The 14,903-nt window shown below is 72.0% G+C and carries 12 protein-coding genes; all 12 read left to right on the top strand.

Annotation, left to right across the window (positions count from 1 at the left end; genetic code table 11):
• Nucleotides 1–35 precede the first annotated feature (35 nt).
• Nucleotides 36–1,577: a UDP-N-acetylmuramoyl-L-alanyl-D-glutamate--2,6-diaminopimelate ligase gene (locus KOI47_RS24380; RefSeq protein WP_232376912.1), complete on the top strand. Its 1,542-nt coding sequence runs from the start codon at nt 36–38 to the stop codon at nt 1,575–1,577.
• Nucleotides 1,574–3,052 (top strand): UDP-N-acetylmuramoyl-tripeptide--D-alanyl-D-alanine ligase, encoded by a 1,479-nt coding sequence (locus KOI47_RS24375; protein ID WP_216207850.1) that lies wholly within the window; start codon nt 1,574–1,576, stop codon nt 3,050–3,052. The genes KOI47_RS24380 and KOI47_RS24375 overlap by 4 nt, the downstream gene beginning before the upstream one ends.
• Nucleotides 3,049–4,134: a phospho-N-acetylmuramoyl-pentapeptide-transferase gene (mraY, locus tag KOI47_RS24370; protein ID WP_216207846.1), complete on the top strand. Its 1,086-nt coding sequence runs from the start codon at nt 3,049–3,051 to the stop codon at nt 4,132–4,134. The genes KOI47_RS24375 and mraY overlap by 4 nt, the downstream gene beginning before the upstream one ends.
• Before the next feature lie 5 nt (nt 4,135–4,139).
• A complete protein-coding gene (murD, locus tag KOI47_RS24365; protein ID WP_216207843.1) occupies nt 4,140–5,546 on the top strand; it encodes a UDP-N-acetylmuramoyl-L-alanine--D-glutamate ligase in 1,407 nt (468 codons plus the stop codon).
• Complete coding sequence (gene ftsW / locus KOI47_RS24360) at nt 5,533–7,005, top strand: putative lipid II flippase FtsW (RefSeq protein WP_216207840.1); 1,473 nt, start codon at nt 5,533–5,535, stop codon at nt 7,003–7,005. Before murD ends, ftsW begins: the two co-directional genes overlap by 14 nt.
• Nucleotides 7,006–7,070: 65 nt before the next feature.
• Nucleotides 7,071–8,150 (top strand): undecaprenyldiphospho-muramoylpentapeptide beta-N-acetylglucosaminyltransferase, encoded by a 1,080-nt coding sequence (murG, locus tag KOI47_RS24355; RefSeq protein WP_216217518.1) that lies wholly within the window; start codon nt 7,071–7,073, stop codon nt 8,148–8,150.
• On the top strand, nt 8,147–9,559 hold the full coding sequence (murC, locus tag KOI47_RS24350; protein ID WP_216207837.1) for a UDP-N-acetylmuramate--L-alanine ligase: 1,413 nt from the start codon (nt 8,147–8,149) through the stop codon (nt 9,557–9,559). The genes murG and murC overlap by 4 nt, the downstream gene beginning before the upstream one ends.
• A 14-nt stretch (nt 9,560–9,573) precedes the next feature.
• Entirely contained in the window at nt 9,574–10,395 is an 822-nt protein-coding gene (locus KOI47_RS24345) for a cell division protein FtsQ/DivIB (protein WP_216207835.1), read from the top strand.
• Between the two features lie 22 nt (nt 10,396–10,417).
• Entirely contained in the window at nt 10,418–10,924 is a 507-nt protein-coding gene (locus KOI47_RS24340; protein WP_216207832.1) for a DinB family protein, read from the top strand.
• A 371-nt stretch (nt 10,925–11,295) separates the two neighbouring features.
• Entirely contained in the window at nt 11,296–12,573 is a 1,278-nt protein-coding gene (locus tag KOI47_RS24335) for an NAD(P)/FAD-dependent oxidoreductase (RefSeq protein ID WP_216217516.1), read from the top strand.
• Nucleotides 12,570–13,301: a DUF1365 domain-containing protein gene (locus KOI47_RS24330; protein WP_408629846.1), complete on the top strand. Its 732-nt coding sequence runs from the start codon at nt 12,570–12,572 to the stop codon at nt 13,299–13,301. The genes KOI47_RS24335 and KOI47_RS24330 overlap by 4 nt, the downstream gene beginning before the upstream one ends.
• Before the next feature lie 253 nt (nt 13,302–13,554).
• A complete protein-coding gene (gene ftsZ, locus KOI47_RS24325) occupies nt 13,555–14,895 on the top strand; it encodes a cell division protein FtsZ (protein WP_216217515.1) in 1,341 nt (446 codons plus the stop codon).
• The last annotated feature ends 8 nt before the right edge of the window (nt 14,896–14,903 follow it).

Genomic DNA, 14,903 nt, shown 5'->3' with positions numbered 1-14,903 from the left:
CCGGGGGACAGGTTCCGGACACCCCGGTGAAGGCCGTGTTCGCGCCGCCACGACCGGACCGGATCGAACCGGTCCCGCTGACCACGCTGGTCGCCCGTGCGGACGCCCGGCTCATCCCGGACGCCCAGGCCGCCGCGCCGGTCGAGACCACCGTGACCGGCGCGACCCTGCGTGCCCAGCATGTGCTTCCCGGTGACCTCTTCGCCGCCCTGCCAGGGGCGCGGGCGCACGGCGCGGACTTCGCGGCCGAGGCGATCGCCGCGGGGGCCGCCGCGGTGCTCACCGACGAGGCGGGCGCCGAGCGGGCCGCGCTGCGGGACGCCCCGGTTCCGGTGCTGGTACACCCCGACCCCCGCGGCGTGCTCGGCTCGGTGGCGGCCTGGATCTACGGGGAACCCTCGCTCCAGCTGAACGTGCTCGGCGTGACCGGGACCTCGGGCAAGACCACCACGGTCTACCTGATCGAGTCCGGGCTGCGGGCCGCGGGCCACCTCACCGGGCTGATCGGCACTGTGGAGACCAGGATCGGCGGTGAGCGGCTGACCAGCGCCTTCACCACCCCGGAGGCGCCGGACCTGCAGGCGCTGTTCGCGGTGATGGTCGAGCAGGGCGTCACGCATGTGCCGATGGAGGTCTCCAGCCACGCGCTGTCCCTTGGCAGGGTGAACGGCACCCGGTTCGCGGTCGGGGCGTTCACCAACCTTTCCCAGGACCACCTGGACTTCCACCGGGACATGGAGGACTACTTCGCGGCCAAGTCCCTGCTGTTCGACGGCCGGTCCACCGCGGAGGTGGTGGTCGTGGACGGAGCGTGGGGCCAGGCGCTGGTCACCCCGCACACCATCACCGTGGCCACCGAGCCGGACGCGCACGCCAGCTGGTACGCCACCGAGATGCGGTACGCGACCGCGGGCAAGCAGGCCTTCATGCTGCACGGTCCGGAAGGGCTGCAGGTACCGGCCACCATCCCCCTTCCCGGCGCCTTCAACGTCGCCAACGCGGTGCTCGCCGCGGCCGTGCTGGACGCGGCGGGGGTGCCGATCGAGCACATCGTGGACGGCCTCGCCGCCGTGGAGGTCCCCGGGCGGATGGAGCGGGTCTACCTCGGCCAGCCGTTCACCGCCGTGGTCGACTACGCGCACAAGCCCGCCGCGGTCACCCTGGCACTGCAGGCGCTGCGGGCGGGCACCGAGGGCAGGCTGATCACCGTGCTCGGCTGCGGCGGGGACCGGGACACCGGCAAGCGGCCGATGATGGGCGAGGCCGCCGTGCGCGGCAGCGACCTGGTGATCGTCACCGACGACAACCCGCGCAGCGAGGACCCGGCCTCGATCAGGGCCGCCATGCTCGCCGGGGCCCGCACGGTCAGCCCGGCCGCCGGGGGCGAGATCATCGAGATCGGGGACCGCAGGGAAGCCATCACGGCGGCGGTCGAGCGGGCCCGCCCAGGGGACGTGGTGCTGGTCGCGGGCAAGGGACACGAGACGGGGCAGGAGGTCGGCGGGATCGTGCATCCCTTCTCCGACCGGGACGAACTGGAGGCCGCCATCCGCGACAGGTTGGGAGCCGACGCGTGATCGCGCTGACGTTGGCCGAGATCGCCGAGATCGTCGGGGGCAGGCTGCACCATGCCAAGGGCACCGAGACGGTGCGGGCCGGGGTGGAGTTCGACTCCCGCAAGCTCGCCGATGGCGGGCTGTTCGTCGCGCTGCCTGGCGAACGGGTGGACGGGCACTCCTTCGCCGCGCAGGCGGTGCGGGCGGGCGCGGCCGGGGTGCTGGCCGCCCGCGCGGTGGACGCACCCGCGGTGCTGGTGCCGCCGCCGGCCGAGGGTGAGGCGCACGCCCGCTCGGTCGCCCTCACCGGGGACACCGACGGTTCCGGGGCCGCCGTGCTGGCCGCGCTCGGCAAGCTGGCCCGGCATGTGGTCACCGAGCTGTCCGCGGGCGAGCTGACCGTGATCGGCGTGACCGGTTCCTCCGGCAAGACCTCCACCAAGGACCTGATCGCGCAGCTGCTCGAACCGCTCGGCCCGACGGTCGCCCCGCCGGGATCGTTCAACAACGAGCTCGGGCACCCCTGGACGGCGCTGCGGGCCGACGCGCAGACCCGTCACCTCGTGCTGGAGCTGTCCGCGCGCGGGCCGGGGCATATCGCCCAGCTGGCCGCCGTCGCCCCGCCGCGGATCGGGGTCGTGCTCAACGTCGGCAGCGCGCATGTCGGTGAGTTCGGCTCCCGCGAGGGCATCGCCAGGACCAAAGGCGAGCTGGTGGAAGCGCTGCCACCCGAAGGGCTGGCCGTGCTGAACCTGGACGACCCGCTGGTCGCCGCCATGGCAGGCCGCACCCGCGCCAGGGTGGTCGGGGTCGGCGAGCATCCGGACGCGCAGGTGCGCGCCGCGGAGGTCACCCTGGACGAGCAGGCCCGCCCCGCCTTCCGGCTGGTGACCCCCCAGGGGGAGGCCGCGGTGCGGCTGCCGCTGCATGGTGAGCACCAGATCGGCAACGCGCTCGCCGCGGCCGCGGTCGCGCTGGAGCTCGGTTCCGGCGTGCACGAGGTGGCCGCGAGGCTGAGCGCCGTGCAGCGCCGCTCGCAGCGGCGGATGGAGGTCGGCACCAGCCCGGACGGGATCACCGTGCTGAACGACTCCTACAACGCCAACCCGGAGTCCGTGCGGGCCGGGCTGAAGGCGCTCGCCTCGATGAGCAGCGGCAGGCGATCTTGGGCGGTCCTCGGTGTGATGGGCGAACTGGGGGCCGATAGCGTGCACGCGCACGACGAGATCGGCCGTCTCGCCGTGCGACTGAACATCAACAGGCTCGTGGTCGTCGGAGAGGACGCTGCCGCCATGCATCAGGGCGCAAGCCATGAGGGTTCTTGGGGTGAGGAGTCGGTGCTGGTACCCGACGCCGACGCCGCGATCGCGTTGCTGCGCGATGAGCTGCGCGCGGGTGACGTGGTGCTGGTGAAGGCCTCCAAGGTCGCGCAGCTGTGGCGGGTCGCGGACGCGGTCCTCGCCGGTGGCACGGCGGTGTCGGGCGGTGCCGCGTGATCAGCATCCTGATCGCCGCCTCGGTCGGCCTCGTCGTCTCCATCCTGTTCACCCCGTACCTGATCCGGCTGTTCTCCCGGCAGGGTTTCGGGCAGGAGATCCGCGAGGAGGGCCCGCAGGGGCACCGGTCCAAGCGCGGCACCCCGACCATGGGCGGGGTCGCGATCATCATCGCGATGGTGGTCGGCTACTTCGTCGCGCATATCGTGGACTGGCTGCGCGGCTCGACCAACGACGGCCCCACCGCATCCGGCCTGCTGGTCCTGTTCCTCGCGGTCGCGCTGGGCATCGTCGGTTTCCTCGACGACTTCATCAAGATCCGCAAGCAGCGCAACCTCGGGCTGAACAAGACCGCGAAAACCGTGGGCCAGCTGGTCGTCGGGATCACCTTCGCGGTGCTGGTGGTGCAGTTCCCCGACACCAACGGGCTCACCCCTGCCTCGCAGAACCTGTCCTACGTCCGGGACCTCGCGCTGATCTACTTCCCGCTGCCGGTGTTCATCATCTTCTCCGTGGTGGTGATCTCGGCCTGGTCGAACGTCGTCAACTTCACCGACGGCCTGGACGGTCTCGCCGGTGGCGCCGCCGCGATGGTGCTGGCCACCTATGTGGTGATCTCCTTCTGGCAGGCGAGGCTGAGCTGCGCTGAGACCCCGCAGGCCGCCTGCTACCAGGTGCGGGACCCGCTCGACCTCGCCGTGGTGGCCGCGGCCGCGGCCGCGGGCTGTGTCGGCTTCCTGTGGTGGAACGCCGCCCCGGCGAAGATCTTCATGGGGGACACCGGGTCGCTGGCGCTGGGCGGGCTGGTGGCCGGGCTGGCCATGACCACCCGCACCGAGCTGCTCGCCATCGTGATCGGCGGGCTGTTCGTGGTCGAGGGGATGTCCGTGGTCGCGCAGATCGCGGTCTTCCGCACCACCCGGCGCAGGCTGTTCCGGATGGCCCCGTTCCACCACCACTTCGAGCTGGCAGGCTGGGCGGAGACCACGGTCATCATCCGGTTCTGGCTGCTGGCCGCGATCTGCTGCCTGTTCGGCCTCGGGCTGTTCTACAGCGAACAGCTCAGCGTCGCGGGGATCTAGCGGCCATGGACCTGTCCGGACGCCGCGTGCTGGTCGCCGGTGCCGGGGTGACCGGCAGGTCGGTCGCCGGTGCCCTGGCCGCCATGGGCGCCGAGGTCACGGTGACCGACGGCAACGCGCAGCGGCTGGCCGAACTGGAGCCGCTCGGCGTGCGGCTGGCCGCCGGGCTGGACACCCCGCCGGAGGGCACCTCGCTGGTGGTCACCAGCCCCGGCTGGAAGCCCACCGCCCCGCTGCTGGCCCGCGCCGCCGAGGCGGGTATCGAGGTGATCGGCGATGTGGAGCTGGCCTGGCGGATCGGCAACACCCTGCCCCAGCCCCCGGTCTGGCTGGCCGTGACCGGCACCAACGGCAAGACCACCACCGTCGGCATGCTCGCCGGGATACTGCGCGCGGCCGGTGCGGACGCCGTGGCCTGCGGAAACGTCGGATTCGCAGTACTGGACGCCGTGCTCGCCGGGCACCGGGTGCTGGCCGTGGAACTGTCCAGCTACCAGCTGTACTGGTCGAGCACGCTCGCCCCGCACGCCTCCGTGGTGCTCAACCTCGCCGAGGACCACCTGGACTGGCACGGCTCCCTCGCGGCCTACGCCGAGGCCAAGGGCGCCATTCACGAGCGCTCCGGCACCGTGGTGCACAACGTGGCCGAGGCGGCCTCCACCCGGCTGGCCGATGAGCACGCCCCGCCCGGCGCCGCCAGGGTCGGCTTCGGCACCGGCACCCCCCGGCCGGGGGAGCTCGGCGTGGTGGAGGACCTGCTGGTCGACCGCGCCTTCGTGGCCGACCCTGCGACCACGGCCGAACAACTGGGCACGCTCGCCGACATCCGCCCGCCCGGCCCGCACAACGTGGCCAACGCGCTCGCCGCCGCCGCGCTGGCAAGGGCCTACGGGGTGCCGGCCGATGCGGTCGGCCGCGGGCTGGCCGGCTACCAGCCCGCCGCGCACCGCGCGGTGGAAGTGGCCGAGATCGGCGGAGTCCGCTACGTGAACGACTCCAAGGCGACCAACCCACACGCCGCGGCTGGTTCGCTGCGTGCCTATCCCGGCGTGGTGTGGATCGCGGGCGGGCAGCTGAAGGGCGCCTCGGTGGACGAGCTGGTCGCCGAGGTGGCAGGCAGGCTGCGTGGCGCCGTGCTGCTCGGGGTGGACGCGGACGTGATCGGCGCCGCTCTTGCGCGACACGCGCCGGATGTACCGGTCCAGCGCCTCCCGCCGGGTGACGATGATCCCATGACTGCGGCGGTGAGTGCGGCCAGCGCGATGGCGCGTCCTGGTGATGTCGTGCTGCTGGCGCCCGCTGCCGCCTCGCTGGACCTGTTCCGCGACTACGCGCAGCGCGGCGAGGCCTTCGTGGCCGCGGTGCACGCACTCGCCGGGCCCGCCGCTGGACGTCGACATGACGGTGGTTGACCGGGACCCCAAGGGACAGGACGACACCCGCGCGCGCCGCAGCCGGGAACGTCCGCTCCGCGGCGTCCCCGCCGCGATCAGCGCGCTCACCGCGTGGCTGTCCCGGCCGCTGGCCTCCTTCCACCTGGTGCTCGCCGTCTGCGGGCTGCTCGCCACGATCGGCGTGGTGATGGTGCTTTCCGCCTCCTCGGTCGCCTCCTACGACCCGGAGTCCGGGGAGTCGGTGTACGCCCAGTTCCAGAAGCACCTGATGTTCCTTGCCATCGGCGTGCTGGCGTTCTGGATCGCCCTGCGAGTGCCACTGCGTCGGATCCGGGCGCTGTCCTCCACCGCGATGGTGCTTTCGCTCGGGCTGCTCGCGCTGGTGCTCACCCCGCTCGGCACGGATATCAACGGCTCGCAGGGCTGGTTCATCGTCGGGCCGCTTTCCCTGCAGCCGGTGGAGCTGGCCAAGGTCGCCCTCGCCCTGTGGGGGGCGCACATCCTGGTCACCAAGTACAACCTGCTCGGCCAGTGGCGGCACCTGCTGGTGCCGTTGGTGCCAGGGGCGTTGCTGATGTGCGCGCTGGTGATGGCCCAGCCCGACCTCGGCGGCACCCTGCCGCTCGGGGTGATCCTGCTGGCCCTGCTGTGGTTCGCCGGCGCGCCGAAACGCCTGTTCGCGGTGATCCTCGCCGGCGCGCTCGGTGGGTTCGTGGTGCTGGCGCTGATCGCCGACTACCGGCTGGACCGGGTGATGACCTTCCTGAACCCCGGCTCCGACCCGCTGGGCAAGGGGTTGCAGGCCAACCAGGCGCTGTACGCGCTCGCCGAGGGCTCGCTGTTCGGCAAGGGCCTCGGCCAGGGCCAGTCGAAATGGCGTTACCTGCCCAATATCGAGCACGACTTCATCTTCGCGCTGATCGGCGAGGAGCTCGGACTGGTCGGCTGCGCCGCCGTGATCGGCCTGTTCGGCCTGCTCGCCGTGGTGGGTATGCGGATCGCGGTGCGCAACCTGGACCCGTGGATCCGGATCGTCTCGGCGACCCTCACCGCCTCCATCGTCATGCAGGCCGCGATCAACATCGGCTACGTGGTGAGCCTGCTGCCGGTCACCGGGGTGACCCTGCCGCTGATCTCCTACGGCGGTACCTCACTGGTGGTGACGATGGGGCTGTTCGGGTTACTGGCCAACTGCGCGCGGCACGAACCGGAGGCGGTGGCCGCACTACGCACCCAGGGGCCGGGTAAATTCGGCCGCCTGATGCGGCTGCCGGCACCCGAGCCGTACCGGCCACCGGCCAAACGCCGGACCGCGGGCCGGACCGGCACCGCCAAGGGCGGGGAACGCCCCCGCCCGCGGGGCGCACGGTCGGCGGCCGTGGCGGACCGCAGGCGGGCCGCACCCGAGCATGGCAGGCGCTCCGCGACGCGGGCGGCGCCGGCACGCGGAACTTCGACACGGAGAGGACGTAGGTGAGCGAGCCGGGAGCTGGGCAGGGTTCCAGCCAGGAGGTCCGGGGCGGGAAGCAGGGCAGACCGACCGTGGTCGTCGCCGGTGGCGGCACGGCGGGCCATATCGAGCCCGCGCTGGCGCTGGCCGACGCGGTGCGCAGGCTGTGCCCGGAGGCCTCCGTGGTGGCGCTGGGCACCAGCAGGGGGCTGGAGACCAAGCTGGTTCCGGAGCGGGGCTACCAGCTGGAACTGATCCCGCCGGTGCCGCTGCCGCGCAAGCCGACGGCCGACCTGTTGCGGCTGCCGCTGAAGGTGCGGGACTCGGTGAAGCGCACCAGGCAGGTGCTGGAGCGGGTCGGGGCCGATGTGGTGGTCGGCTTCGGCGGCTACGTCGCGCTGCCTGCCTATCTCGCCGCCCGTGGCCGGGTGCCGATCGTGGTGCACGAGGCGAACCAGCACGCCGGGCTGGCCAACAGGGTCGGGGCGCGGTTCGCCCGCGGGGTCGCGGTCGCGGTGCCCGGAACCCCGCTGCCAGGAGCGCGGGTGGTCGGCATCCCGCTGCGCCGCTCGATCACGACCCTGGACCGGGCCGCGCTGCGGGCCGAGGCACGCAGGCATTTCGGGCTGGATCCCGATGCGCCGACCCTGCTGGTGTTCGGCGGTTCCCAGGGCGCCCAGTCGATCAACACCGCGGTCTCCGGAGCGGCGAGGGAGTTCGCCGAGGCCGGGGTCGGCGTGCTGCACGCGCATGGCCCGAAGAACACCCTGGTGGTGCAGGAGTTCCCCGGTAAGCCCTGCTACCTTCCGGTGCCCTACCTGGAACGGATGGACCTTGCCTACGCCGCCGCGGACGCGGTGCTGTGCCGGTCCGGCGCGATGACCGTCGCCGAGGTGTCGGCGGTGGGCCTGCCAGCGGTGTTCGTTCCGCTGCCGCACGGCAACGGGGAGCAGGCGCTGAACGCGCGGCCCGCGGTGGACGCGGGCGCCGCCCTGCTGATCGAGGACTCCGCGCTGACCCCGGCCACCGTCGCCGAGCGGGTCGTACCGCTGGTCGCCGACCCGGACCGGATCGCGAAGATGAGCGCCGCCGCGGTCGGACTCGGGCACGGGGAGGCCGACGAGGTACTGGCCACGATGGTCCTGGAAGCAGCGGGGGTGGGGAGTAAATGACCGAGGTTCCCGAGGTGCTGCGCCGCGCGCACCTGGTCGGCGTCGGCGGCGCCGGGATGAGCGGGATCGCCCGCATCCTGCTGGCAAGGGGTGCGCGGGTGTCCGGGTCGGACGCCAAGGACTCCCGCGCGTTCTCCACCCTGCGCGCGCAGGGCGCCGAGATCGCGATCGGGCAGCGGGCGGAGAACCTGGACGCCTTCGACGGCGGGCCGTCCGCCGTGGTGGTGTCCACCGCGATCAAGGAGACCAACCCGGAACTGGCCGCGGCCAGGCAGCGCGGGATCACCGTGCTGCACCGGGCCGAGGCGCTGGCCCTGCTGATGGCTGGGCACCGGGTGGCCTGCATCGCGGGCACCCACGGCAAGACCTCGACCACCTCGATGCTCACCGTCGCGTTGCAGCACTGCAGGCTCGACCCTTCCTTCGCCATCGGCGGCGACCTGAACGAGTCCGGGGCCAACGCGCACCACGGCGAGGGCGGGATGTTCGTCGCCGAGGCCGACGAGAGCGACGGGTCCTTCCTCAGCTACACGCCTTCGGTGGCTGTGGTGACCAATGTGGAGCCGGATCACCTCGACCATCACGGCACCGTCGAGGCCTATGTGGCGGTGTTCGGCGAGTTCGTCCGGCGGATCGCCCCCGGCGGGGTGCTGATCAGTTATGCCGACGACCCCCCGGCAGCCGAACTGGCCGCCCGCGCCGAGGCGGCGGGGATCCGGGTGCGCCGGTACGGCCGCTCCGCGACCGGGCCGGAGGACGCGCGGGTGCTGGACTACACCCCGGGCCCCGAGGGCGGCACGGTGCGGCTGTCCATCGGCGGCCGGCCACTCGAGGTCGGCGTGGCGGTGCCGGGGGAGCACATGGCGCTGAACGCGGTCGCCGCGCTGCTGGCCGGGGTCGAACTCGGCGCGCAGGCGGAATGCCTCGCCGAGGGGCTGGCCGCCTTCGGCGGGGTGCGCAGGCGGTTCGAGTTCAAGGGCCGCGCGGCGGACGTGCGGGTCTACGACGACTACGCGCACCACCCCACCGAGGTGGCCGCCCAGCTGCGGGCCGTGCGCTACGCGGCGGGCGAGGGCCGCGTGGTCGTGGTGTTCCAGCCGCACCTCTACTCGCGCACCAAGGCCTTCGCCGCCGAGTTCGCCGAGGCGCTTGGCCTCGCCGATGAGGTGGTGGTGCTGGACGTCTACGGCGCGCGCGAGGAGCCGGAACCCGGGGTCACCGGCGCGCTGGTGGCCGAGCGGATCGTGGACGCCAAGGCGCATTACGAGCCCGCGTTCGACCGTGCCGCGGCGCTGGCCGTGGATCTGGTGGGGCCAGGTGACCTGCTGGTCACCATGGGCGCCGGGGACGTCACCCAGCTCGGCCCGGAGATCCTCGCCGAGCTCGACCGGCGGGACCCGCGGGGATAGGCCGGGGACACGCCATGGCCAGGACCAGGCGGCGCACACCGGCGGACCGGGCGGCCGGCCGCAGGCCCGGCGTGCGCTCGCGCCGCGCCCCGGCCGGGGCACGGGTGCGCAGCAGCCGGGGCCGCAGGCCGGCCGAGGCCCGCGAGCGCACCGGCACCCGGCCCAGCCGGAGCAAGGCACTGCGCAGGCGCTGGATCGCGGTGCTTTCCGTGCTCACCGTGCTCGGGCTGGGGTACGTGCTGCTGTTCACCTCCCTGCTCGGGGTGCGCGCGGTGGAGGTGTACGGCACCGGCAACCTCACCGCGGAGCAGGTGCGGCAGGCCGCGGACGTGCCGGACAGCAGGGCGATGCTGCGGCTGGACACCGGCGAGATCGCCGGCAGGGTACTCCGGCTGCCAGGGGTGGCCGAGGTCGACGTGTCCCGGTCCTGGCCTGCCACCATCGAGATCACCGTGACCGAGCGGACCGCGGTCGGGTTCTTCGACACCGGCGAGGAACTCCGCCTCGTCGACGGCGAGGGGGTGGTGTTCCGGAAGGTGGCTGAGCCGCCGCCGGACCTGCCCGAGCTGAAACTGGCCAGGGTGGCCCCGGACGATCCGGTCACCAGGGCGGTGACCACGGTGCTCGGGCAGCTGCCGCGGCAACTGGCCGAGCGGGTGGTCTCGGTACGGGCGGGCAGCCCGGCGAGCGTGGAGCTCACCCTGGCCGATGGCAAGATCATCCGTTGGGGCGATGCCGAGCAGCCGGAACGCAAGGCCAAGGTGCTGGCGGCCCTGATGACAAGGGAAGGCACCACCTACGACGTTTCCAGCCCCGAACTACCCACCATTTCCTGACTTCCACTGAGGGGAACCCACCATGACCGAGGCGCCGATGCGTCCCGAACCGGACCTCGCAGGGGGCGAGCGGGACCAGCTCGTCGACTTCCTGAACCACCAGCGCGGCACCGTGGTGTGGAAGTGCTCGGGGCTCACCGAGGAGCAGGCACGCAGGCAGCTGGTGCCCAGCGAGCTGACCACGATCGCCACCCTGCTGGCGCACCTGCGCTGGGTGGAGCACTACTGGTTCGAGGTGGTGCTCGACGGGCAGCCGGACAGCTGGGAGGAGGCCCTGCGCGCGGACAAGGACGCGGAGTTCCGGCCCGGCCTCACCGAGCCGATGTCCACCCTGATCGAGGACTACCGGCGGCAGTGCGCGGCCAGTGACGAGATCGTGGCGAAGCTCGACCTCGCCGCGGAGCTCCCGTTCCGGGGCCGCCGGATCAACCCGCGCTGGGTGCTGATCCACATGATCGAGGAGACCGCCCGCCATGCCGGGCACATCGACCTGCTGCGCGAGCTGACCGACGGGTTCACCGGGCAGTGAGGGCTGTTCCCCGAGCCGGAAACCACTGAACAAGCCCCATACCGCGCATTCAAGGCCCGTCCCGGCGACCTACCGTAGCCGTCCGGCCACGGCGCTTTCGGTGGCTTTGCCCGGGCCCCGCCAGTTGGGTCAGCCGCCTTCACCCGTTTGCCAGTGTTGGGGTGAATGTGGTGACCGACCGCACTGGTGACACGGCATTCGGCAGACTTTCCGCCGCAGCGGGCCACTCCGGCAACCCGGATGATGGATATGTGCGGAGTTCGGAATCGGGGTGGTCACGGGACACGCGAAGGGACAGGCAACGGGACGGACGCTGTGCGTGCGGTCACAGTTCCTGCCCCGCGGGCAATCCGGTTCCCATCCGGCACCGAATATCGGGCGTGCACACCAATCCCGAACGGGTCGCCGTCATCGGCGGCGGAATCGCCGGCCTGACCGCGGCCTACCTGCTGCAACGCCGTTACGAGGTGCTGCTGTTCGAGGCGGACGACCGGCTCGGTGGGCATGCGCACACGCACGACGTACCCAGTGCCCGCGGCGGCACGATCGGGGTCGACTCCGGCTTCATCGTGCACAACGAGCGCACCTACCCCTTCCTGCTCCGGCTGTTCGGCGAGCTCGGCGTGCACACCCAGGAAACCGAGATGTCGATGAGCATCGGGTGCCGCGGGTGCGGCCTGCGCTACGCAGGGGGCCAGGGCCTGCGCGGCCTGTTCCCGCAGGCGAGGAACCTGCGCAGCGGCGCGTATCTGCGGATGCTCGGCCAGGTGAAACGGTTCCACCGGCAGGCGCGGCGCCTGCTCGCGGAACCGGTTTCGGACGGCACGACCATCGGTGGCTTCCTCGCCGATGGCGGCTATACCGACTATTTCGCCGACCACTTCATGCTCCCGCTGGTGTCCACCGTATGGTCCGCCGACCGGAGCAACACGCTGCGCTATCCGGCGCGCTATCTGTTCGAGTTCCTGGACAACCACGGCATGCTCGCCGTCTCCGGCTCGCCGCGCTGGCGCACCGTGGTCGGCGGTTCGCGGCAGTACGTGGAGCGTGCCGTGAAACAGCTCACCGCCGTGCACCTCTCCACCCCGGTGCGGGAGGTGCGGCGCACCACCGAGGGGGTGCGGGTGCGGGACGACGCGGACACGGTGCGCACGGTGGACCGGGTGGTCATCGCCACCCACCCGGATCAGGCGCTGCGGATGCTGCCTGCGCCTCGGGCCGCCGAGCGGGAGGTGCTCGGCGCGTTCCGCTACTCGCGCAACGAGGTCTGGCTGCACACCGACGCCGGGGCGCTGCCTGCGCGGTCGAGCGGGCGGGCTTCGTGGAACTACACCGCTGCCGGGTGCGGTGCCGAGGACGGCGGGGTTCAGGTCAGCTACGACATGAACCGGTTGATGTGCCTGGACGAGCCGATCGACTATGTGGTGTCCCTCAATCCGGTCACACCGCCGCCTGCCGAGGCGATACTGGCCAGGATGGTGTACGAGCATCCGGTCTACACGCCCGAGTCGGTTGCCGCGCAACGCAGGCTGCCCGGACTGAACGACGATGTGGTGGCCTACGCGGGCGCCTATCACGGCTGGGGTTTCCACGAGGACGGCTGCGCCTCCGGGGTGCGCGCCGCCGCCGCGTTCGGAGTGCACTGGTGACCGTGCCGTGCGTGTACGAGACCACCGTGGGCCACGTGCGCGCCACGGACCCGCCCGCCACCTTCGCCAGCCGGATGTACCTGTGGCTGGTGGATCTGGACGAGCTGCCCAGGCTACCCCTGCCGCTGCGGCCGCTGGCCTCCTTCGACCCCAGCGACCATTTCGCGGCGGATGATCCGCGCGGCATCAGGGAGAAGCTGGACGACTGGCTGGCCACCCGCGGGGTCGACCTGGCAGGCGGCCGGGTGCTGATGCTGGGGCAGGCGCGGACCTTCGGCTACACCTTCAACCCGATCACCCTGTACTGGTGTCACCGGCCGGATGGCGAGCCGCACTGCGTGGTCGCCGAGGTGCACAACACCTACGGCGGGCGGCACGCCTACCTGCTGTGGCCGGATGAGGCCGGCAGTGCCGAGGTGGACAAGGAGTTCTACGTCTCGCCCTTCCTCGGCCTCGACCTGGAGTACCGGGCGCATGTCCCGCGCCCTGGTTCGCTCCTCAACACCACGGTGCTGGTGCACCACCGGGACCGCGGCATGGCGCTGCGGGTCACCGTACGGGGGGTGCGTCGCTCCCCGCGCAACCGCTTCCTGCTGCGTATCCTGCTGTGCAGGCCGCTGGAGCCGCTCCGGGTCGCCTGGCTGATCCGGTGGCGCGGCCTTGGGCTGCTCCGCAGGGGAGCGCCCCGGTTCCATACCGGCGACCCGCTCGGCGAACTGAACGGGTGATCACCGCCACCGTCCGGAAAGGATCACCGGAGCGGGTGGAAACGCCTTGCGTGGAAAGACATTTGGTGACACGCGGCGTGGCTGCTGGATTCGCGCCATTTTGATGCCTACCGTCCTGAACGACGTTGGTAGTTGACATAACTCTAAGCCTCAAGTTGAGGTTGAGGGTTTGTCGGGGACTCAGCTCGCCGATCCGGTCACCGCCAACCAGCAGCACGAGCAACCACGATCAGGAAGCAGGAAGGCGGATCCGATGACGCCCCCGCACAACTACCTCGCGGTGATCAAGGTCGTCGGTATCGGCGGCGGCGGCGTGAACGCCGTGAATCGCATGATCGAGGTCGGCCTCAAAGGCGTCGAGTTCATCGCGGTGAACACCGACGCGCAGGCCCTGCTGATGTCCGATGCCGATGTCAAGCTGGACATCGGCCGCGAGCTGACCCGCGGCCTCGGTGCCGGCGCGGCCCCCGAGGTGGGCCAGCGTGCCGCCGAGGACCACCGCGAGGAGATCGAAGAGGTACTCAAGGGCGCCGACATGGTGTTCGTCACCGCGGGCGAGGGTGGCGGCACGGGGACCGGCGGCGCGCCGGTCGTCGCGCAGATCGCCCGCAAGCTCGGCGCGCTGACCATCGGCGTGGTCACCCGCCCGTTCTCCTTCGAGGGCAAGCGGCGCGGCAAGCAGGCCGAGGACGGCATCCAGCAGCTGCGCAACGAGTGCGACACCCTGATCGTCATCCCGAATGACCGGCTGCTGCAGCTCGGTGACATCGGGGTCAGCCTGATGGACGCGTTCCGCTCGGCCGACGAGGTGCTGCTTTCCGGTGTGCAGGGCATCACCGACCTGATCACCACGCCCGGGCTGATCAACCTGGACTTCGCCGATGTGAAGAGCGTGATGTCCGGCGCGGGTAGCGCGCTGATGGGCATCGGCTCGGCGCGTGGTGAGGGCCGGGCCGTGCAGGCAGCGGAGAAGGCGATCAACTCCCCGCTGCTCGAGGCGTCGATGGACGGGGCGCATGGCGCGCTGCTGTCCATCGCGGGCGGCTCCGACCTGGGACTTTTCGAGATCAACGAGGCCGCTTCACTGGTGCAGGAGTCCGCGCACCCGGAGGCGAACATCATCTTCGGCACGATCATCGACGACTCGCTCGGCGACGAGGTCCGGGTGACGGTGATCGCGGCCGGGTTCGACGCGGGCGCGCCCACGCACAAGAAGCTGGACCCGTCCGCGTTCGGCTCCCGCCAGTCCTCCACCGCCACCGCCGAGGCCGGGCAGGTCGGCGGCAACGCGGGCGCCCCGGCCGGGCAGCACAACGGCGCCCAGCCCGCCGCGCAGACCGGCAACGGGTACCCCGCGGCAGGCAGCCAGTCCGGTCAGTCTGGCCAGCACGGCCAGCAGCCGGTGCCACCCGCGGGGCACGGCTCGCAGTCCGGCTCGCTGCCGCAACCCGGCGGCGGCCGCGGTGGCTACCCCGCCCCGCGCAGTGGCCAGGGTGGCCAGGGCAACCAGGGCGGGTTGCCGGGGCGGGCCGTTCCGGTCACCGACGATCCCTCCGATGACGAGGTGGACGTCCCCCCGTTCATGCGGCGATAGCGCGCTGG

Source organism: Amycolatopsis aidingensis (genome assembly GCF_018885265.1).
Taxonomy (GTDB): Bacteria; Actinomycetota; Actinomycetes; order Mycobacteriales; family Pseudonocardiaceae; genus Amycolatopsis; species Amycolatopsis aidingensis.
This window is presented reverse-complemented; position numbering and strand designations above follow the sequence as displayed.

Bases quoted from the DNA above. Each gene is read 5' to 3' on its own strand.
- ftsZ (WP_216217515.1), top strand. From the start codon at position 13,555: ATGACGCCCCCGCACAACTACCTCGCGGTGATCAAGGTCGTCGGTATC.
- KOI47_RS24340 (WP_216207832.1), top strand. From the start codon at position 10,418: ATGACCGAGGCGCCGATGCGTCCCGAACCGGACCTCGCAGGGGGCGAG.
- murC (WP_216207837.1), top strand. From the start codon at position 8,147: ATGACCGAGGTTCCCGAGGTGCTGCGCCGCGCGCACCTGGTCGGCGTC.
- KOI47_RS24345 (WP_216207835.1), top strand. From the start codon at position 9,574: ATGGCCAGGACCAGGCGGCGCACACCGGCGGACCGGGCGGCCGGCCGC.
- ftsW (WP_216207840.1), top strand. From the start codon at position 5,533: ATGACGGTGGTTGACCGGGACCCCAAGGGACAGGACGACACCCGCGCG.
- murD (WP_216207843.1), top strand. From the start codon at position 4,140: ATGGACCTGTCCGGACGCCGCGTGCTGGTCGCCGGTGCCGGGGTGACC.